Origin of the sequence: Planomonospora sp. ID67723 (assembly GCF_015711605.1) — a bacterium.
In the GTDB taxonomy this organism is placed as follows: domain Bacteria; phylum Actinomycetota; class Actinomycetes; order Streptosporangiales; family Streptosporangiaceae; genus Planomonospora_A.
On sequence record NZ_JABTEZ010000007.1, the window covers coordinates 40,008 to 60,471 of the forward strand.

Here is a 20,464-nt window from a genome sequence, read left to right on the forward strand (position 1 = left end):
GGTGACCATGAGCAGCGTTCTGATCGTCGAGGACGATCTCGACATCCGAGATCTGACCCTGTTCCGGCTGGAGCAGGCCGGCCACGAGGTGCGGACGGCGGGCGACGGAACGGAGGCGCTGGCGGCGCTGGCGGAGAAGCGCCCCGACATCGTGATCCTGGACTGGATGATGCCGGGGCTGTCCGGGCCGGAGGTGTGCCGCAGGCTGCGCGCGATGCCCGGCATGGAGGGCGTGGTGGTGCTCATGCTGACGTCCAAGGCGCAGGAGGCCGACGTGGAGGAGGGTTTCCGGGCGGGCGCGGACGACTACATGGTCAAGCCGTTCAGCCCTCGGGAGCTCGCGGTGCGCGTGGGGGCGCTGCTGGCGCGGACCCGCCCCTGATCGGCGTCTCCGGGGCGGAGGCCGGGGCATCGGTCTGCGATCGGTAGGGTGCCGACCAGGAATGCTTCACCTTTTGTACTTATATAAGTACAAAAGGTGACAAGCAACGCTTCTGCACCCGTTCTGCACCATTCCCTGCACCTGATCACCACTTACCGTGGCAGCTACTTTACGGAAAGCCATCGCCGGTGGAACCCCGTCGGTGGCCGGTAGCTCATGGAGGAGTGTCCCGTGATCGGTCTTTACCTCAAGCTCCAGGCCCTGCTCGACGACTCCGGTCGTGACCGCGGCGCCACGGCCGTGGAGTACGGCCTCATGGTGGCGCTCATCGCGGCGGTCATCGTCGGGACCGTGATCCTGCTCGGGCAGGGCCTCGACCTGAAGTTCAGCGAAATCCTCAACCAGATCGGCTGATCGCGTGTCCCGGCTGGGCGTTCCCGCGCAGCCGGGCCGTACACGCGGTACGGCACGCGCGAGGGAGCGGGGCGCCGCCTCCGTGGAGACGGCGCTGATGCTCCCGGTGATCCTCTTCCTTCTCTTCGCGGTCATCGACTTCGGGCGCATGTTCAACGCACAGATCACCCTGACCGAGGCCGCGCGGGAGGGCGCACGGGCCGTCGCCCTCGGCCACCTGGCCGGGCCTCGGGTGGAGTCCGCCGCGCAGGGGCTGACCCCGCTGTCCAGCACGGTCACCTCCTGCCCCACCGCTCCTGACCCCGACGCCGACGCTGTCGTCGAGGTCAGGCACTCCTTCGAGTTCATCACCCCGGTGGCCGGGCTCGCGGCGCTGTTCGGAGGCGGCCTTGACGGGCCGATCACCCTGTCGGGCAGGGGGGTCATGCCATGCCTGGGCTGAAGCGGCCCGCCCGGGCCCTGCGGCGGATCCGGCGGCGTTTCGCCGGAATCCCGCACGGCGGCGACGAAGGCGGCATCGCCGTCCTCGTCTGCGTGCTGATCGCCGGCGGGGTGCTGCTGGGTATGGGCGCCCTCGCCGTCGACGTCGGCCGGCTCTACGCCGAGCGCGAGGAGCTGCAGAGCGGCGCCGACTCCGCCGCCATGGCCGTGGCCGAGCAGTGCGCCCGCGACGCCGGCCGGTGCGGCACCGCCCCGGCCGCCACGGCGCAGCGCTACGCCGACGCCAACGCCAAGGACGGCACGTCGGGGGTGGAGACCCTGTGCGGGAGGACCGGAGGCGGCGGCCTGCCGGGCTGCCCGCCGCCGGCCGCCAATCTGACCGCCTGCATCGGCGAGCCGCCGGTCACCGCGGTGTACGTGGAGACGCGCACCCGGTCCCGGATGCCCGACGGCAGCACGCTGCTGCCACCGATCCTCGCCCAGACCCTGCTCGGCCGCGACGGCTACGCCGGGGCCGAGGTGCGGGCCTGCGCCCGCGCCGCCTGGGGGCCGCCGCTGCGGGCCCGCGGCCTGGGCCTGACGGTCTCGCTGTGCGAGTGGCGCGAGGCGACCGCCGGCGGTACGGCGTTCGCGCCCCCGCCGCCCGCGGCCGTGCCCGGCTCGGCCGAGGTCGTGCTCCACCTGCACACCACCACGGCCCGATCGTGCACGACCCGCGGCTCCGGCGGCGACAACCCCGGCGGGTTCGGCTGGCTGGACGACCTCGACGACACCTGCTCGGTGATGGTCGAGGCCGACGGCACCTACGGCGGCGACCCGGGCGTCTCGCCCTCCAGGGAGTGCGAGACCGTCCTGGCCGACGCCCGCGAGAACCGGACTCTGACCTACCTGCCGATCTTCCGGGAGGTCGCGGGGACCGGGCAGAACACCCGCTACACCATCGAGGGGTTCGCCCCTTTCGTGATCACCGGCTACGCCCTGCCCGGCGCTTCGGAGCCCTCGGAGCTGACCGGTCTGAGCCACTGCGGGGGGTCCGACAAGTGCGTCTACGGCTACTTCACCCGCGCCCTCGTGCCGGCGAAGGGCACGATCGGCGGGCCGGACCTGGGCGCCGCCATCGTGACGTTGATCGGTTAGGGGAGACAGGTTGAGATCGCGCATGCTCACGCTGCTGGCCGCGCTGGCGCTGGCCCTGTTCGGCGCCGCCGCCGTGCTGGTCTACGTCTCCGGCGCCGAGGAGCGGGCGCTGGCGGGCAAGAAGGCGGTCGCCGTACTGGTGGCGAAGAAGGCCATCCCGGCCGGGACCACCGGCGAGCAGGTGCGCACCGGGGGATTCGCCGAGCTGGTGCGGATGCCCGCCGAGACCGTCCCGGCCGACGCGCTGGGCGCCGTCGACACCGGGCTGGACACGCTGGCGCTCACCGCCGCGATCCAGCCGCGTCAGCTCCTGCTGCGCGGCATGTTCGCCGTGCAGGAGAAGACGACCGGCGGGCTGGCGATCCCCCAGGGCAAGATGGCGATCTCGGTGGAGATGACCGCGGCCTCCGACGTCGCCGGGTATGTGCGTCCCGACACCCAGGTGGTCGTCTTCGACACCTTCAACCTGCTGAAGGGCAGGACGGGGGTGCCGTCCGGCGACCGGCTCGCCGAGGGCCACGAGCTCAACCGGGCCACCCGCGTGCTGCTGCCGCGCGTCCAGGTGCTCGCCGTGGGCCCGCGCCGCGCCGCCGCCTCCGCGGCCGAACCCGCCGAGGCCGCCGAGCAGGACCGGCAGCAGGAGAGGACGCTGCTGATCACCGTGGCGGTCAACCAGGACGAGGCCGAACGGCTGGTGCACGCGGCACAGACCGGCACCCTCTACCTCGGCCTGCTCACCGACACCACCGACGTCGGCCCCGGCCCCGGCGTCGACAACCACTCGCTTTTCCGCTGACCACGCATGACCGCAAGGAGACGACGTTGACCGTCTTGTACGAGCCGTGGCCCGTCACGGCCGCCGAGCTCGCCGCGCTGCTCGGGCAGGCCGGGCACGCCGTCCGGACGGCGGCGGACCCCGTCGGGCTCGCCGCGATCCTGGCCGAGAACCCGGGCGAGCCGCTCGTGGTGTTCGGCCCGGGAGCCGCTCCCGCCGAGGCGGCGGCCTTCGCCGCCGAGCAGCGGCTGCGCGGGCCCGCGACCGGCGTCGTGCTGCTGCGCGCCGACGCCGGTGCGGACCTGCTGCGGGAGGCGTTGCGGGCCGGGATCCGGGAGGTCGCCGACCCGCATGACCCGGTGGCCGTGCTGGAGGCGTGCGGGCGTTCGCTGGAGCTGTCGCAGCGGCTGGCGTACGGCGGCGCCCCGCCGGACCTCTCGCCCGGCCCGTACGGCGGGCGGGAGGCACCCGGCGGGCAGCCCGGGCGGATCGTCACGGTGCTGGCCACCAAGGGCGGCTGCGGCAAGACCACGGTCGCCACCAATCTGGCGGTGGCGCTGGCCGCCGGCGGCCGGCACCGGGTCCTCCTGGTCGACCTGGACGTGGAGTTCGGCGACGTGGCGATCGCGCTGCAGCTCACCCCCGAGCGCGGCCTCGCCGACGCGGTCGCGATGGCCGACCGGCTCGACGAGACCGGGCTGCGCTCGCTGCTGACGCCGTACCGGCCCGGCCTGGACACGCTGCTGGCCCCGGTCCGGCCGACCGACGGCGAGCAGGTCGGCGGCCCGCTGGTCGGCGAGGTGCTGCGCCTGGCGCGCGACATGTTCGACTACGTCGTCGTCGACACGCCGCCGCACTTCTCCGACCCGGCGCTGGCCGCGCTGGACGTCACCGACCACTTCCTGGTGCTGGCCGCCCCCGACGTGCTGACTCTGAAGAACACCCGCATCGCGCTGGAGACCCTCGAACTGCTCGGCCACCCCGCCGAGCGGCGGATCGTGACGCTCAACCGCTCCGGCTCGCCGGTCGGGCTGACCCCGCAGGACGTCGAGCGCGTGCTGCGGGTGCCGCCGCACGCGCACATCCCCTCCAGCGCCGACGTGCCGCTCTCGCTGAACCGGGGGGTGCCGCTGACCGCCGACGACCCGGCCCACCCGGTCAGCCGGGCCATCTCCGAGATCGCGTCCCGCTACCTGCACGCCGTACCGGCCGAGCGGTCCCGCCGCGAGCGAGGGCGCCGCGGGCTGCTGCGCAGGGTGAGGGGCTGAGGCGGTGGGACTCAACGACCGCATCGCCCGGCGGCGCGCGGGCGCCGCACCGCAGGACACCGCCGAGCGGGAGCCGGGCCCGGCCGGGACCGAGACCGGCACGGTCGCGGCGGTCCGGGCCGCCGACCCGCTGGCCGGGGTGCGCCGCCGCGTGCACCAGGCGCTGCTGGACGTGCTCGGCCCGCAGATGTACGCCGACGTGGGCGGGGACGACGACCTGCGGCGGAGGGTGCGCGAGACCGTCGCCGAGGTGCTGGCCGCCGAGGAGACGCCGCTGACCGCCGCCGACCGGGCCCGGATCGCCGACGAGGTCACCGACGACATCCTCGGACACGGCCCGCTGGAGCCGCTGCTGCGCGACCCCGACGTCAGCGAGATCATGGTCAACGGCCCGGACCTGATCTTCGTGGAGCGCTCCGGCCGCATCGAGGAGGTCGAGACCCGCTTCGCCGACGACGCCCACCTGCGGCGCGTCATCGACCGCATCGTCTCGCGGGTCGGCCGCCACGTCGATGAGGCCAGCCCGATGGTCGACGCCCGGCTGCCGGACGGCAGCCGGGTCAACGCCGTGGTAAGCCCCATCGCGCTGGACGGCTCGATCCTGACCATCCGCAAGTTCTCTAAGGACCCCTACACCGTCGAGGACCTGATCGCCTTCGGCACGCTGACCCGGCCGGTGGCCGAGGTGCTCTCGGCGTGCGTGCGCGGCCGCCTCGACATGGTGATCAGCGGCGGCACCGGCTCGGGCAAGACCACCACGCTCAACGTGCTGTCGAGCTTCGTGCCCTCGGGCGACCGCATCGTCACCATCGAGGACGCCGCGGAGCTGCAGCTCCGCCAGAAGCACGTGCTGCGCCTGGAGTCGCGCCCGGCCAACACCGAGGGCCGGGGCGAGGTCACCATCCGCGACCTGGTCCGCAACGCGCTGCGGATGCGCCCGGACCGGATCGTGGTCGGAGAGGTCCGCGACGGCGCCGCCCTCGACATGCTCCAGGCCATGAACACCGGCCACGACGGCTCGCTGACCACCGTGCACGCCAACACCCCGCGCGACACGCTGGCCCGCCTGGAGACGATGGTGCTGATGGCCGGGGTGGACCTGCCGGCGCGGGCCATCCGGGAGCAGATCGCCTCCGCCATCGACGTGATCGTGCAGGTCACCCGGATGAAGGACGGTGTGCGCCGGATCACCCACGTCACCGAGGTGACCGGCATGGAGGGCGAGGTGGTCACCCTCCAGGACATCTTCGTGTTCGACTACCGGGCGGGCATGGACGAGACCGGCCGCTACCGGGGCACGCTGGTGCCGACCGGGCTGCGGCCGCGCTTCCTCGACGAGATCGCCAAGGCGGGCGTCACCATCCCGCCGGGCACCTTCGGCGGCACCTGGTGAGATCGGTGAGGTTCCCGCCCGTTCCCGTACGGCCCGCCGTCCGGGTCCTCTCCGCTCTCTTCGCCGTCCTGCTCACCTGCGCCGTCCTCACCGCCACGGTCCTCGGCGCCGTCCCGGCACCCGCCGCGTGGGCCGACGGCGAGCCGTCGCTGGCGGTCGGCGCCGTACGGACCACCCCTGGGCAGGCGCAGTTCTACCTGACCGCCAGGAACCTGCCGCCGGGCATGTCCCTGGAGACGGCGCGGGTCACCGTGCGCGCCGAGGACACGGGCGGGGGCACGGGCGGGGGCACGGTGCTGCCCGTGACCGTCGAACCGGCCGGGACCCCCGGCACGGGCGGGGACGGCCCGGCCCGGTCCGTCGTGATCGTCTTCGACGCCAGCGCCTCGATGTCCGGCCCGCCCCTGGACCAGGCACAGGACGCCGCGCTGGACTACGCCCGCGCGGTCCCCGCCGACGTGCGGATCGGCCTGGTCCGGGTGGGTGAGCGGGCCGAGACCCTGCTGGCGCCCACCGCCGACCGGGCGGCCTTCACCGCGGCCGTGCGCGGTGTGCGGGCGCGGGGGAGCACCGCCTTGTACGACGGGGTCATGGCGGGCCGGGAACTGCTGGCGGGGGAGGACGGCGATCGGCGGCTGCTGGTGCTGTCGGACGGGGCCGACACCTCCTCGCAGACCTCCCTGGACCGGCTGGTCGTACGGCTGGGCCGCGACGGGGCCGCCGTCGACGTGGTGGCCCTGGGGGAGAGGACCGACGGCGCCGCGCTGCGGCGCATCGCCGAGGGCGGCGGGGGACGGGTCCACCGCGCGACCGGGGGCCGGGAGCTGGCCGGGGCGTTCCTGTCGGCCGCGGCGGCGTTCTCCCCGCCGGTGCGGGTCACCGTGCAGGTGCCCGCGGAGCTCGCCGGGCGGACCGCGCGCATGACGGTCGAGGCGCGGGCGGGCGGGTCCGCGACGGCCGCACCCGCCCCTGCGGCCACCCCCTCGCGGACGGGAACCCCCCCGGTCGCGGGCTCGGGCGGGACCGCGAGCACGTCCGTGACGGTGACCTTCGCGGCCGTTCCCCGCACGGGCGGGCCCGGCGCGCCCCCGGCCGCCGTCACGGTCGCCGGGCCCCCGGCCTGGCTGTACCCGGCCGGGGGCGGCGCGCTGCTGGCCGCCCTGGTCATGGTCGCCGCGGTGCTGGTCCGGCCCCACCACGGCCTGGACGGCGGGCGGCTCGCCCAGCTCGAGCGCCTCGCGGCGTACGGGAGCGGGCCCGCGGGCGGCGCGGGCGGCGGGGTCCTCGGCGTGCCGGGCGCGGCGCTGGCGCTGACCGAGAAGGTGGTGCGTGCCCGGGGCCGCCACGAGCGCATCGCCGTCGAACTGGAACAGGCCGGGATGCGGCTGCTGCCGCACGAGTGGACGCTGCTGCGGCTGGGAGTGGCGTTCGCCTGCGCCGTCCTGCTCACCCTCCTGCTGTCACCTGTGGCCGGGATCCTGCTCGGGCCGGGCCTGGGCTGGGCGGGCTGCGCGTTCTACCGGCGTCGCCGCGCCGCGGCCCGGGCCCGCCGCTTCGCCGAGCAGCTCCCGGACGCGCTGCAGCTCGTCGTCGGCTCACTGAGGTCCGGTTTCTCCCTGGGCCAGGCGCTGGCCGCCCTGGTGCGGGAGTCGGCCGAGCCGGTCAGCACCGAGTTCGGCAAGGCTCTGGCCGAGACCAGGCTCGGCGTCGACCTGGAGGACGCCCTGGAGAAGGCGGCCGAGCGCACCGCCTGCCGGGACCTGTCCTGGCTGGTGATGGCGATCCGCATCCAGCGGGAGGTCGGCGGCAACCTGGCCGAGATTATGGCGACCGCGGTGGACACCATGCGCGAGCGCGCCCGCCTCCGCCGCCACGTGCGCGCGCTGACCGCCGAGGGCCGGCTGTCGGCCTACGTCCTGATCGCGCTGCCGATCGGCATCGGCGGCTGGATGTTCCTCATCCGCGGCGAGTACGTGCGCCCCCTGTACACCGAGCCGCTGGGCATCGCGATGCTGAGCGCGGCGGTGCTGCTGGTGGCCGTCGGGTCCTTCTGGATGAGCCGGTTGATCAAGGTGGAGGTCTGAGCCGGTGGGACTGCTGCTGATGCTGGCCGGTGTCGGCGCGCTGACCGGCGCCGTGGTGCTCGCCGTACGGGCCCTGACCGCGGGCCGCACCTCCCGGCTGGCGGCCGGGCGGCTGGAGGCCGTCGAGCGCGTCTACGGCGCGGGCGGGGCGGCTCCGGGGGCGCCGGCCGAGCCGTTCGCCGACCGGGTGCTGCGCCCGCTGGGCGCCCGGTTCGGCCGGCTCGCCCGCAGGCTCACCCCCGCCGGGATGGTCGGCCGGATGAACCGCTCGCTCACCTACGCGGGGAACCCGCCGAAGTGGCCGGTCGAGCGGGTCATGCAGGCCAAGGGCCTGGGCCTGCTGGCGGGCGGTTTCATCGGCCTGCTGTACGGCTCCGGCCTGGGCGGCGCGACGGCGGTGCTGGGCATCGCGGCGGGGGCGGGGGCCGGGTTCTTCCTGCCGGACCTGCTGGTCTACAACCTGGGTGTGCGCCGTCAGCAGGAGATCGCCAGGACGCTGCCCGACATCCTGGACATGCTGACCGTCAGCGTGGAGGCCGGGCTGGGCTTCGACGCCGCCGTGGCCCAGGTGCGGGCCAACGCCGAGGGGCCGATGGCGGGGGAGTTCGCCCGGATGCTGCGCGAGATGCAGCTCGGCAAGCCCCGCACCGACGCGCTGCGCGCGGTGTCCGAGCGCACGACCGTGATGGAGCTGCGCAGTTTCGCCTCGGCGGTGGTGCAGGCCAGCGAGCTGGGCATCCCGATCGCCAACGTGCTGCGCGAGCAGGCCAGGGAGATGCGGCTGCGCCGCCGCCAGCGCGCCGAGGAGGCGGCCCAGAAGGTCCCCATCAAGATTCTTTTCCCGCTGCTGTTCTGCCTGTTCCCGGCGCTGTTCGTCATCATCATCGGCCCCGGCGCCCTGCGCATCATGGAGCTCCTCGGAACCTGACGCCCGACGGCCGCACCGGGCCGGAGAACGCCGACGGCCCCGCCGGGATGGATCCCGGCGGGGCCGTCGGCGTGCGTGGGGCGGTGTGCAGGTCGCCTCTCGGCGAAAGGCACAACGCGGCTCCAGCCGTACGGTAGTCCGCGAAGGCAGATTGGTGAGGCCCGGGGACACTGGGCACACCGTCCACGAGGAGATGTAACCACCGGCCGTCGCCGGATGTTCCCGCCCTCTCCGATGTCCGCGCCCGCCGGCGTCGGCCGCGACGGTGCGGGTGCCGTCAGGTCCGGAACCCGGAGACCAGGGCCTGCAGGTCGGCCGACATGCGGGCGAGGTCCTCGGCGGCCCGCTGGGCCTGGCTGACGCCGCCGCTGGTGAGCTGGACCGCGGTGGCCACACCGGAGACGGTCTCGGCGATCTGGTCGGTGCCGGAGGCGGCCTGGGCCACGCCCCGGTTCATCTCGCTGGAGGTGGCGGTCTGCTCCTCCACCGCGCTGGCGATGGTGAGCTGGTAGTCGTTGATCTTGCCGATGATGTCGCTGATCTCCGCGATCGCGGCGACCGCGCTCTCGGTGTCGGCCTGGATGGCCTCGACCCGCTTGGCGATGTCCTCGGTGGCCTTGGCGGTCTCCTGGGCCAGGTCCTTGACCTCCCCGGCCACGACCGCGAAGCCCTTGCCGGCGTCGCCGGCGCGGGCGGCCTCGATGGTGGCGTTGAGCGCCAGCAGGTTGGTCTGCTCGGCGATGCTCGTGATCGTCTTGATCACACTGCCGATCTCCGCGGAGGAGGCCCCCAGCTTGCCCACGATCTCGTTGGTCGACTGCGCCGCCGTCACCGCCTGCGCGGCCACCTTGGCGGCCTCACTGGCGCTCTGGGCGATCTCGCGGATCGCCGAGCCCATCTCCTCCGACCCGGCCGCGACCGTGCGCACGTCGCCGGAGACCTGCTGGGCGGCGGTGGAGGCCGTGTCCACGAGGGCGCTGGTCTCCTCGGCACCGGCGGCGAGCTGGGTACTGGTGACGGTCAGCTCCTCCGAGGCGGAGGCCAGCTCCCCGGCGGAGGCCCCGATGGTGCACACGGCTGTGCGCATGTGCTCGATGGCCCGGTTCAGAGCCTGAGCCATGCGGCCCAGGTCGTCGTCGGTGGCGATGTCGCTCTGTGTGGTCAGGTCGCCCTGGGCCACCGCGGCCAGAGTCTCGCCGATCCGGCGCACCGGCCGGATGATGGAACGGCCCAGCGGGATGCACAGCCCCAGCAGCAGCACCACGCCTCCCAGGCCGATCAGCAGGGAGATGAGCCGGGTGTTCGCGGTGGTGTCGTCCATGCCGGCGCGGGCGGCCTCGATCGCGGTGTCCACGGTGGCGTGCACCGCCTCGAGCTTGTCGTCGACCGCGCTGTTGCGCTCGGCGATCTCGGGCTCGCGCTCCCGCGCCGCGGCCTTGTCCTGCCCGGCCTGCTGCACGAACGCCGACACGAAGGTGCTGAACTCCTCGATGTCCGGGCGCACGGCGTCCAGGCGGGCACGGGCCTCCGGCGGCAGCGCGAGCGCGTCCAGGCGCGCCACGGCCTCCGACACCGACGCCACGTCGTCGGGCATGTCCTCGAGCACGTCGCTCAGGTCCGCCTCGATCACCGACCGGTAGGCGTTGACCTTCAGCTCCGCTTCCCGGGTGTCGAGGTGGTTGAGGGCCGCCTTGGCCTGTTCCAGAGTGCGCAGTTCCCCGGCCTCGGTGACCAGCTGGTTCTGCGACCACATGCCGATCGCCATCACGGCGCCGACGGTCACGGCCCCCGTGGCGGCGATCGAGGTCAGCCGCTGCGTGACGCTCAGATTGGCCAGCCGTGCCGCCATGTGTGCCCTCCAGGCCCCGTTCGGAATACCAGCCTCATCGGCACCGCGCCCGTCCTCCTGTGAGAAACGCCGTCCCGCGTGCGGGCCGGCACACGGGCGCCGATGAGCGCTGACGGCTCCCGGCGGGGTCAGCCGGCCAGGGCGAGGGAGGGGCCGCCCATGGTGGGGCCGGCCAGCACCCAGCGGCCGCGGCCGCCGCGCTTGGCCTGGTACATGGCGGCGTCGGCGTTGCGGACCAGGTCACCGGGGGAGGTGGCGGCCTGGTCGAAGACCGCGACGCCGACGCTGGTGCCCACGCGCAGCTCGTGACCGTTGTGGGAGACGGGCTCGGCGACCACCTCGAGGAGGCGCTCGGCCAGCGCGGCGAGCTCCTCGTGGGAGGCCGCCTGCGGGCACAGCAGGGCGAACTCGTCTCCGCCGAGCCGTACGACCAGGTCCTCTTCGCGTACGGCGGCGCGCAGCCGCCGGCCGATCTCGACGAGCAGGGCGTCGCCGGCCTCGTGACCGTGGGTGTCGTTGACCGCCTTGAACCCGTCCAGGTCCAGGTAGAACAGCGCGTCACCGGTGGCGCAGTCCTCCAGATGGGTGAAGAGGGTGCGCCGGTTGGCCAGGCCGGTCAGCGGGTCGTAGGAGGCCTGGTAGGTCAGCAGCCGCTCGGCGCGTTCCTGCTGGCGCACGGCCACGGTGAAGCGCGACAGCACGAAGCAGCTGGCCGCGACGGTGGCCACGAGCAGGGCCATGCGCTCACCGCTGGAGCCGGATCCCTCGGCCACGGCGATGGCCGGGGCGGTCAGCAGGGCCAGGCCGAGGAAGACGATGCGAGCCGGGTGCAGGGTGCGGGTCCGGCGGCCGGGGCGGATCAGCTCGGCCCGGTCGGGGCGCATGACGGCGATCACCATCAGGGCGTTGCCGAACAGGACCACTCCGTTCATCAGCAGAACGGTGTTCGAGTCCTGCAGCAGCACGCGCCAGACATCGGCCACGATCCGGCAGGAACCCGCCGCGATCATCAGGTAGGTGGAGGCGCCGCGCACCCCTGGGGACAGCGCCAGCAGCAGCACCGCCGCCATGATCAGCACGTCGCCGACCATGTAGGAGGCTTCCAGCACGATGCCGGTGGTGTAGAGGCCACCGGTTTCCTTCAACGCCGGGGCGACCATGAGCCGCCACAGGCCGAGTGACGCGGCGGAGGTGAGGGTCAGCATGTCCAGCAGCGGCTCGCGGAGCTGCTCCTGGGCCCGCCGGCGGGCCATCATCATGATCGCGACACCGATCGCGGCGTATCCGGCGAGCCAGGGCGCGTCGATCCAGCCGGTCGGATCGGTCTCCGGAGAGATGTACCAGAAGGCCGCCGCCGCCGCGTCGCCGACCAGCAGGAGCGTCTGGCCCACGGCGATCAGCGGCCACGGCCACCGCTCGGAGCGGCCGGTGCGGCGCGTGGACGCGCCGGCGGACGGGCTCGCGGAGGGACGCCCGGAGGGACGCAGTGCCGCCCACCAGGCGGCGGCGCATATGGCCGCGTAGGCCCCGAAGTAGACGACCTCACCGGTCACGCTGTCGGCCGTCGTCGAGGCGGCGACGCCGGCCAGCGCCGCGGCCACCACCAGCCACCAGGTGCGGAGATAGGTCATGCCTGTGTGATCGGCCGACTACTTATGGAAATGAGGCGATTTTTCCAGTAGTGCCCCGGCATGGGGAAAGGGAAGAGGGCGGCACACCGGTGACCGGTGCGCCGCCCCCTTACGGCGGAGGACGGCTCAGGCGGAGTGCGCCAGGCGTCCCTCGTCGGTGTGCTGGACCGGGACCGGGACGGTCGTGTCGGCCGCACGCCGGGCGTCCAGAGCGAGCATCAGGCGGTCCTGGAGCTTGAACGTGCCCACGATGAGATTGCGGTAGGCGCCCGCGAGCGTGTCCGGCGGCGGCTCGAAGGCCTCGTCGTCGAGCTCGATGACCTCACCGATCCGGTCCACGAGCAGGCTCACCCACTCGTCGTCGACCGAGACGATGACGTTCATCGCCGGGACGTCCAGGTCCCGGCCCGGCAGGCCGAGCTGGACCCGCAGGTCCACCGCGGCGATGACCTGGCCGCGGAGGTTGAACAGGCCGCCGACCGAGGTCGGCGCCAGAGGGACGCGGGTGTACTCGTGGAAGCGCAGGACTTCCTGCACCTGTGCCACGTCCACCCCGAAGAGCTGGTCGGCCACCTCGAAGGTGGCGTACTGGCGGCTGGGCATTCTCAGGCTCCCACCATCGAGTCGTTGTAGTCGGACATTTCTGAGTAGAACCGGGGGTCGGCGGCCAGGATCGCCCGCCGCACGTCCAGCAGCTCGGTGACGCGCTGCTGGATGACGGCCGAACCGGTCAGGCCGTCGTCGTCCAGGTCGCTTCGGGACTCGATGTGGTCCTCGACGATGTCGACGATCTGCTCGACGACCAGGGCGACACTGCGGCCCCGCTCGGTGTAGACCACCGCGGGCACCGTCTCGCCCTCGGAGACGTCGTAGCAGCCCAGCAGCGAGGCCAGGCGGATCACCGGCAGGATGTGATCGCGGTACTGGACCACCTCCCGGCTGCCCACCCGCTCGATGCGCTCGACCGGGAACTCCTCCAGACGGGTGACCATGTCCAGCGGGATCGCCACCCGGCGCTCGCCGATGCCGGCGATGAGCAGGCGCTCGATGTCGCCGCCGCGGAGACGGGCGTCGACCTGGTCGACCTGGGCGCGCTCGGCGGCCTCGGCGGCCAGGTGCGAGCGGCGGGCCAGCGACGGGATGTCGAGGATCAGCGCGACCTTGCCGTCACCGACGATGGTGGCGCCGGCGTACACGCCGACGTCCTTCATCCGCCCGGTCAGCGGCTTGACCACGATCTCCTCGGTGTTGAGGACCCGGTCGACCACCAGGCCGAACCGGCGGCCGTCGGCCTGCAGGACCGCGATGTAGACGTCGCGGTCGCTGTTGCGGACCGGCAGCCCGAGCGTCTCGTCCAGGCGCACCAGCGGCAGCAGCTTGCCGCGCAGCCGGTAGACCGGCGCACCCGACACGTGCTCGATCATCTGACCCGAGTGGCCGTCGACGAAGACCAGCTCGTCCACCCCCACCTGCGGGATGGCGTAGCGCTCGGCGCCGCACTCGACGGTGAGCGCCTGGATGATCGCCAGCGTGAGCGGGATCGTCAGCCGCCACGTGGTACCGACCCCGAAGGTCGAGTCCACGTCGACGGCGCCGCCGATCTGCTCGATGTTGGTCTTCACCACGTCCATGCCGACGCCGCGGCCGGAGACGTTGGTGACCTTCTTGGCGGTGGAGAAGCCCGGCTGGAAGACCAGGGCGATGATCTCGCGCGACTCCATCCGGGCCAGCTGGTCCCGGGTGACCACGCCGCGGTCCAGCGCCGTCTGCGCCACCCGCTCGACGTCGATGCCCGCACCGTCGTCCTTGATCTCCACGATGACGTGACCGCCCTCGTGCGCGGCGCGCAGGGTCAGCGTGCCGTGCGGGGTCTTGCCCTTGGCCACGCGCTCGGCGGTGGTCTCGATGCCGTGGTCCACCGCGTTGCGCACCAGGTGCGTCAGCGGGTCCTTGACGGCCTCCAGGAGGCTGCGGTCGAGCTCGGTCTCCTTGCCCTCCATCGCCAGCTTCACCTGCTTGCCCAGGGAGCCGCTGAGGTCGCGCACGACGCGCGGCAGCTTGGACCAGATGTGGTCGATGGGCTGCATACGCGTCTTCATGACGCTCTCCTGCAGCTCACTGGTGATCAGGTTCAGCCGCTGGGTGGTGCGCGCCAGCACCGGGTCGGAGACCTCGCTGACGCCGCGGACGATCTGGTTGCGGGTCAGCACCAGCTCGCCGACCAGCCGCATCAGCGTGTCGAGCAGGTCGACGTCCACCCGGATGGAGCTGTCGGCGATGCTGCGCTTGGCGTTCTGGCCGGGCTCCTCGGCCACGGGCTCCTTCACGGCCGGAGCCGGGGTCACGGGGGAGTGCTCGGCGGCGGGCGCGGCGGGCTCCTCGGCCGCGGCGACCATGGCCGGCGCGGAAGCCTTCTCGGGCGCGGCGTCCACGACGGGCTCCGGCGTGACCTCCTCGGCGGGCGCGGAAGTCTTCTCGGCCGCGGCGGGCGCGGCGGGCTTCGCCGGAGCCGCCTGCGCCTTGGGCGCGGAGGGGTCCTCGATGCAGGCCGTCACCTGGGCGATGACCGACTCGACGTCGACATCTCCCTCGCCACCGGTCTCCTCGATCGAGCCCAGCAGCGTACGCACGGTGTCCACCATGGCCAGCAGAGCGTCGGCGCTGGCCGGGTTCATCTGCTGGGCACCGTCGCGCAGCCGCGACAGCAGCGATTCACCCGCGTGGGTCACCGTCTCCAGGCGGTGGAATGCGAGGAATCCACTCGTGCCCTTGATGGTGTGGATTGTCCGGAAAATACTGGAGAGCATCTCCCGGGAGCCGGGATCCTGCTCCAGAGCCACCAAGTCCCGATCCAGCTGGTCCAGGTTCTCGTGACTCTCAACCAGGAACTCCTGGATGATGTCGCCCAACTCGTCCACGACGTTCCTCTCCCTCTCTTATAAGGCAGCCCTTTCATCGGCGGCTGCCGACGGCACCTGAGGAACTCCGCGAACCCGGCTATCTGTCTTCCTCCTGTTTGCCTGGTTTCCCTTAGGGCGTCCCGCCGGATGCCGATGGGAAGACACCAGAGCTTTCTGGCTCAGCCCGCGACGGCCGTCCCCACGTCCGCCGCCCGCAGCGGCAAGGACGCCGCACGCGGTGGGACCACCCGGGCGCCACGGAAGGGACGACGATGCGCCGTATCGGCAAGCGTCGGCCACACGGATCCGCCCGCGCGGTGACGACGGCCACGACGGTAGGACTGCTGACCCTCGCGCTCCTGGGCGGAACGAGCATCGCCGCACACGCGGGCACCACCGGCAAACCCGGCCCCATCCGCAAACCCACCGGGCAGCTCATCTCCGACCAGTACATCGTCGTCCTGAAGAACGGCACCACCGCCACCTCCACCGCGAGCGCGGTGCGCCGGCAGGCCGGCACGCTGACCTCCCGCCGCGGCGGCAAGGTCGCCCGCACCTTCACCGGCGGCATCAAGGGCTTCACCGTCCGCGCCTCCGAGACCCAGGCCCGCATGCTGGCCGGCGACCCCGCCGTCGCCTACGTCGAGCAGGACGCCCGGGTACGCGCCAGCGACACCCAGAGCGGTCCCGCCTGGGGCCTGGACCGCCTCGACCAGCGCGCCGGCACCCTCGACGGCTCGTACACCTACGGCACCACCGCCCCCGGCGTCGACGTCTACATCGTCGACACAGGCATCCGCCCGACCCACACCGACTTCGGCGGCCGGGTGAGCGGCGGCGTGGACACCGTCGGCGACGGCTACGGCACCGGCGACTGCAACGGCCACGGAACCCACGTCGCCGCCACCGTCGGCGGCCAGAAGTGGGGCGTGGCCAAGGGCGTCGACCTGCACCCGGTCCGGGTCCTGGGCTGCGACGGCAGCGGCTCGCTCTCCGGCGTGATCGCCGGCGTCGACTGGGTCACCCAGAACGCCACCGGCCCGGCGGTGGCCAACATGAGCCTGGGCGGCGGCATCAGCACCGCCCTGGACGACGCGGTCCGGCGCTCCGTCGCGGCCGGCGTCACCTACGTCGTCGCCGCCGGAAACAGCGCCGCCGACGCGTGCGCCACCTCCCCGGCCCGCGTCCCCGAGGCCCTCACCGTCGGGGCGACCGCCACCGGCGACAAGCGCGCCTCCTTCTCCAACTACGGCCGCTGCCTGGACCTGTTCGCCCCCGGCCTGGGCGTCACCTCGGCCTGGCACACCGGCGACACCGCCACCCGGACGATCAGCGGCACCTCGATGGCCGCCCCGCACGTCGCCGGAGTCGCCGCCCTGCACCTGGCCGCCCACCCCGCCGCCACCCCGGCCCAGGTCTCCGCGGCCCTGACCGGCCAGGCCACCCCCGGCATCGTCGGCGGCGCCGGCACCGGCTCGCCCAACCTGCTGGCCTACAGCGGCACCGAGGACGTCCCGGCGCCCCCGGCCCCCGAACCCGAGCCGCCCGCCGAGACGCACTTCGTCAACGACATCGACCTGCCGCTCTCCCGCTCGTGGAAGGGCTCCACCAGCAGCCTGACCGTGCGCGGGATGTCCGGCGGCGCCTCGACCGCCACCGTCACCGTGACGATCAAGCGGGCCAGCCGCGCGGACCTGATGGTCGGACTCGTCCTGCCCGACGGCGCGACGGTCCAGCTCCGCAGGCTCAACCCGCGCGACCGCGGCGCCGACCTGGACGCCGTCTACACCGTCCCGGTCACCGGCAGAGCCCTCGACGGCGGCTGGAAGCTGCGCGTCCACACCCTCTGGCCGCTGCGGAACAACGGCTACCTCGACTCGTGGAGCGTGCGGTTCTCGTAACCGCCGCCACCACCCCGATCGTGCCCGGTGCCTCTGGCGATGCCCCGCCGGAGGCACCGGGTGCAACCATCCCGCACCTTTGCCGCCACCGATTACGAGACCCACGTCACAGCAAATAAGAGCAGGTCCCGGGGGCAGTTGACCCGGACCCCCGACGGAGGAGGAGACGACGTTCATGAGCACTGAGATCAGCAACACTGTCCGGGCCGAGGCGCTCGCCCTCGCACCGGTGTCCGCCGCCGTCCTGCTGGACCGCCAGGCCGCCGAGAGCGCGATCCGCCAGGCGATCGCCCAGCACGGCGGCGAGGCCGGCTGCGTCGCCGCCCTGGCGCAGGAGTTCGGCGAGCACCCGGAGTTGGTGTGCGAGCGGATGCGCTGGGCGAGCTCGGTGATCGGCCTGCTGTACGGCTGAGTTGTCCGATCCCATCTCCTTTACATTGTAAAGAAGCATGGATCGCACAACTCGTCAGACGAGGTCCGCCGCCTTCACGCGGCCCCGTACCTGGGCCGTCTAGCCCGCTCGCGTACGGCCTCCAGCCGGGCGCGCAGCTCGGTCATGGCCGCCGGATCGGGGGCGCCACGGCCGGCCCGCAGCCGAGCCGTCCGGTCGGCCAGCTCCGCCTGCTCGCGCAGCCTCCGCCGGTTCGCCTCCGCCTGCCGCTGCGACGGCAGCGGCGCTCTGAGCGCCCCGGTCTCGTAGTCCATCCACGCTCCCAGGCGCCAGCGGATCCAGGGTCCCGGTCGGCGGGGCAGGCCGACCGCCCAGAAGGTGCCGTCCGGCCGGAAGTGGAGCAGGTGCTTGATGTCGCTCACCGTGGCGCCGGCCGCGAACAGCAACCGTAGCAACGACCGCAGGTGCCTGGCGGACAGTTTCCGGAGAAGCAGGTCGTCGGTGCGCAGCCGTTCGCACGCTTGGAGCATTTCGTCCTTATTGCCCGGCGTTACGGTGCTTGACCAGGTCCGCTCCGGTTTCGTGGGAGACGGAGTCTCGCGCGCGCGTACGGGGACCGGATCTTCTTTCTCTACGGGAACCATGAAACCCATTGGAGTGCGACTTACTTCCACAGGAAGTGTTTCCACAGGCCAGGGCACATCTTGCCAGTGATCTTCCGCCGGGGCTGGGGCCCGGGCGGGGAGATCCAGCCGGTCGAGCTCCTCGACGTCCATCGAGTCCAGCATCGGGCGGGGGACGGTGAGGAGGTACTCGGCGGCGAGGTTGCCCAGGCCGTCGTCGACCCGCCCTCCCCAGCAGCTCGCGCGGAGCCTCGGGGTCGAGCCGGTGACGAGCGTGAGCAGCAGGCCGTGTTCCCGCAGCCAGCGCAGCCGGTCGGCGAAGGTCCTGCGGGAGACCCCGGCCCTGGCCGCGAGCAGCTCCCACGTGGCGCCCCGGTGCGGCGCGGTGACCATGTCGGGGCCGACGCAGGTGACCAGCACCCAGGCGACCTTCAGCAGGTTGCGGCGCCAGTCGGCGCGGCGGCGCTCGGCGTCGGGGATCAGCTCGACGGCCCGCAGCCAGAGCACCGGAGAGGACGCTGCGGCGAGGCGCTCGGGAATTACCTCATTAAGGCTCCCCATGGGGCGGGCTTTACTGAAACCAGGCTTAGCGGGACGGAACCCGATATTACGTGTGACGGGTCGGGACACGCGGAAGGAGTGATTTTCGCGTGTGAGTAGCCGACCCGGGGACCGGTCGTCTATGGTGGTCTCCAGATGTTGAGCTTGTAACTCGGCATACAAAAGGTCCGACTGTCGCCGGTAGATGTTGAGCCGGTAACTAACGCCCGGTAGACGTTGAACCGGTAACGCCCGATGGATGTTGGGTAACACCCGGTGGATGTCGAACCGGTAACACCTCGGCGGTCTGACAGGTACCAGCCGGCAACGGCTAGTGCCTGGTTGACTGCCCGGGTCGGAACTTCGAGTTACTCGTTCTGGTCGGAGTCCCTCGCGCATCGGTTTCTGAGGCCAATCAGCGCGGGGGCTTCCGCATTTATGGAGCCGCCCGTCGGCGGCGGTTCAGGTTAACGTCTCGGCGTCCCCTTTCGCGGGCGAATCGCGTTGTTCACGCAGCCGCCCCCTGACGTCCTTCGATGAGCGGGAGCTGGTCCTGCTCCGCGGGGCGCGGCGGCGGGGCCAGAACGAAGTCGTGCTCACGTGCCAGCACCGTGACGATGTACTCGTTCACCGAGCATCCGCGCTGCCGGGCGAATGTCTTGATGTCGCCGAGAAGCTCAACGGGCACCCGCAGCGGGTGCTGCTTCACCGGCCCCCACTTGGGGTCAGGTCCGCGCTTGCTACCACTCATGACAGCCGTTATATCGAATTGGCGAATCTGCGATCCAGTAGCGCCGTCGGCGAGTCGCGGAAAATATCCGAACGATCACTCTTCGTGGCACGCCCCTGGTCAGGGGTCCGGGCCGCTCCTGCCCCGTGCCTCCCCACCGCCTCCGGCGGTGGTTTCCCGGGGCCTTCCGGCAGTCGCTCCGCCCTTGCGGCAAGGGCCTCGGCATGGTGTTCCGGCCGGACATGAGGGTTTCCTGACGGCGGCAACCGTACGGCACCTTTCGTGCACTTCTCCCGCTACGCCCGGACGGCTTAATGGATGTCGAAGGCCGCTACAGCAGGGCTTTCAGGGCCACCACCCCCGGTTTCACCCCTCTGGCCAAGGACATCCTGCCGCCGCACAAAGGATCTGCCTTTATGACTTTCGCCTCCTTCACCACCCGCGCCCGCCTCCTCACCGCCACCCTGGGCCTGGCCGCCGCCACCGCCGCGACCCTGGCCGCCGGGGGCGCCGCCCACGCCGAAGCCGCTCCCGCGCCGTCCGCCGCGGAGAAGCAGATGCCGAAGGTCAGCGCCGCGCAGCTGCTGAAGGTGGCCGAGGAGCAGGTCGGCGTGAAGGAGAACGGCGCCGGCGGCGGCACCAAGTTCCACGCCTGGTACATGGACTCCCCCCGCGTCAAGGAGACCATCGCCCGCGACGGCGGCAGCGTGAAGTCCTACGCCAACGCCCCCTGGTGCGACATGTTCGTCTCCTGGGTCGGCGAGCAGACCGGCCTGCGGCCCACCGTCGGCTGGGACGCCTACACCGTGGCCCACGCCGACTGGTTCAAGGCCAACAAGCGCTGGGGCGCCGAGGCCAAGCCGGGCGCGGTCGTCTTCTTCGACTGGGACGGCGGCAAGGACACCTCCGGGATCGACCACGTCGGCTTCGTGAAGAAGGACAACGGCGACGGCACGATCACCACGATCGAGGGCAACACCGGCAACGGCAACGTCGAGCAGCGCGTCCGGCCGAAGTCGCAGGTCACCGGGTACGGCTACCCGCAGTACACCGCCTGACATATGGGAAAGAGGGGCG

Annotated in this window: 18 protein-coding genes; 12 read left to right on the forward strand and 6 right to left on the reverse strand. The window is 72.5% G+C overall.

The annotated features are described in order from the left end of the window. Positions 1-7 precede the first annotated feature (7 nt). The 9 genes from HS041_RS36840 (at position 8) to HS041_RS36880 (ending at position 8,822) form a co-directional block, all read left to right on the forward strand. On the forward strand, positions 8-382 hold the full coding sequence (locus tag HS041_RS36840; protein WP_196445553.1) for a response regulator transcription factor: 375 nt from the start codon (positions 8-10) through the stop codon (positions 380-382). A gap of 231 nt (positions 383-613) precedes the next feature. Beyond that, complete coding sequence (locus tag HS041_RS39665; RefSeq protein WP_196445554.1) at positions 614-796, forward strand: Flp family type IVb pilin; 183 nt, start codon at positions 614-616, stop codon at positions 794-796. Between the two features lie 4 nt (positions 797-800). After that, positions 801-1,238 (forward strand): TadE/TadG family type IV pilus assembly protein, encoded by a 438-nt coding sequence (locus HS041_RS36850; RefSeq protein ID WP_196445555.1) that lies wholly within the window; start codon positions 801-803, stop codon positions 1,236-1,238. Next, positions 1,226-2,374: a pilus assembly protein TadG-related protein gene (locus HS041_RS36855; RefSeq protein WP_196445556.1), complete on the forward strand. Its 1,149-nt coding sequence runs from the start codon at positions 1,226-1,228 to the stop codon at positions 2,372-2,374. Before HS041_RS36850 ends, HS041_RS36855 begins: the two co-directional genes overlap by 13 nt. 10 nt (positions 2,375-2,384) lie before the next feature. Then, positions 2,385-3,170, forward strand: a complete 786-nt coding sequence (gene cpaB, locus HS041_RS36860) for a Flp pilus assembly protein CpaB (protein ID WP_196445557.1) — start codon at positions 2,385-2,387, stop codon at positions 3,168-3,170. Between the two features lie 26 nt (positions 3,171-3,196). Further along, a complete protein-coding gene (locus HS041_RS36865) occupies positions 3,197-4,417 on the forward strand; it encodes a CpaE/TadZ family protein (protein ID WP_196445558.1) in 1,221 nt (406 codons plus the stop codon). Between the two features lie 4 nt (positions 4,418-4,421). Continuing rightward, positions 4,422-5,810, forward strand: a complete 1,389-nt coding sequence (locus tag HS041_RS36870; protein ID WP_307845637.1) for a TadA family conjugal transfer-associated ATPase — start codon at positions 4,422-4,424, stop codon at positions 5,808-5,810. A 5-nt stretch (positions 5,811-5,815) separates the two neighbouring features. After that, positions 5,816-7,894 (forward strand): type II secretion system F family protein, encoded by a 2,079-nt coding sequence (locus HS041_RS36875; protein ID WP_196445559.1) that lies wholly within the window; start codon positions 5,816-5,818, stop codon positions 7,892-7,894. Between the two features lie 4 nt (positions 7,895-7,898). Then, a complete protein-coding gene (locus HS041_RS36880) occupies positions 7,899-8,822 on the forward strand; it encodes a type II secretion system F family protein (RefSeq protein ID WP_196445560.1) in 924 nt (307 codons plus the stop codon). A gap of 277 nt (positions 8,823-9,099) precedes the next feature. Here HS041_RS36880 and HS041_RS36885 read toward each other — a convergent pair whose 3' ends face one another. From HS041_RS36885 to HS041_RS36900, 4 genes are all read right to left on the reverse strand, one after another. After that, positions 9,100-10,671 carry a methyl-accepting chemotaxis protein gene (locus HS041_RS36885; protein ID WP_196445561.1) on the reverse strand — a complete coding sequence of 524 codons (1,572 nt, stop codon included), beginning with the start codon at positions 10,669-10,671 and terminating at the stop codon, positions 9,100-9,102. Between the two features lie 128 nt (positions 10,672-10,799). Then, the gene (locus HS041_RS36890; RefSeq protein ID WP_196445562.1) at positions 10,800-12,302 is read right to left on the reverse strand and encodes a GGDEF domain-containing protein; all 1,503 of its coding nucleotides are present in this window, start codon (positions 12,300-12,302) and stop codon (positions 10,800-10,802) included. A 126-nt stretch (positions 12,303-12,428) separates the two neighbouring features. Then, positions 12,429-12,905, reverse strand: a complete 477-nt coding sequence (locus HS041_RS36895; RefSeq protein WP_196445563.1) for a chemotaxis protein CheW — start codon at positions 12,903-12,905, stop codon at positions 12,429-12,431. 2 nt (positions 12,906-12,907) lie between these two features. Further along, a complete protein-coding gene (locus tag HS041_RS36900) occupies positions 12,908-15,220 on the reverse strand; it encodes a chemotaxis protein CheW (RefSeq protein ID WP_196445564.1) in 2,313 nt (770 codons plus the stop codon). A gap of 299 nt (positions 15,221-15,519) precedes the next feature. Between HS041_RS36900 and HS041_RS36905 the strand changes: the two genes are divergently transcribed. Then, on the forward strand, positions 15,520-17,103 hold the full coding sequence (locus HS041_RS36905) for a S8 family peptidase (RefSeq protein ID WP_196445565.1): 1,584 nt from the start codon (positions 15,520-15,522) through the stop codon (positions 17,101-17,103). A gap of 175 nt (positions 17,104-17,278) precedes the next feature. Beyond that, a complete protein-coding gene (locus HS041_RS36910) occupies positions 17,279-17,515 on the forward strand; it encodes a hypothetical protein (protein WP_196445566.1) in 237 nt (78 codons plus the stop codon). 74 nt (positions 17,516-17,589) lie between these two features. Here HS041_RS36910 and HS041_RS36915 read toward each other — a convergent pair whose 3' ends face one another. Both HS041_RS36915 and HS041_RS36920 read right to left on the reverse strand, forming a co-directional pair. Then, positions 17,590-18,678 carry a hypothetical protein gene (locus tag HS041_RS36915; RefSeq protein ID WP_196445567.1) on the reverse strand — a complete coding sequence of 363 codons (1,089 nt, stop codon included), beginning with the start codon at positions 18,676-18,678 and terminating at the stop codon, positions 17,590-17,592. A gap of 487 nt (positions 18,679-19,165) precedes the next feature. Further along, the gene (locus HS041_RS36920) at positions 19,166-19,408 is read right to left on the reverse strand and encodes a hypothetical protein (RefSeq protein WP_184948066.1); all 243 of its coding nucleotides are present in this window, start codon (positions 19,406-19,408) and stop codon (positions 19,166-19,168) included. A gap of 395 nt (positions 19,409-19,803) precedes the next feature. On the opposite strand from HS041_RS36920, the gene HS041_RS36925 reads away from it, so the two are divergent. After that, positions 19,804-20,445 carry a CHAP domain-containing protein gene (locus HS041_RS36925; RefSeq protein ID WP_196445568.1) on the forward strand — a complete coding sequence of 214 codons (642 nt, stop codon included), beginning with the start codon at positions 19,804-19,806 and terminating at the stop codon, positions 20,443-20,445. Positions 20,446-20,464 lie beyond the last annotated feature (19 nt).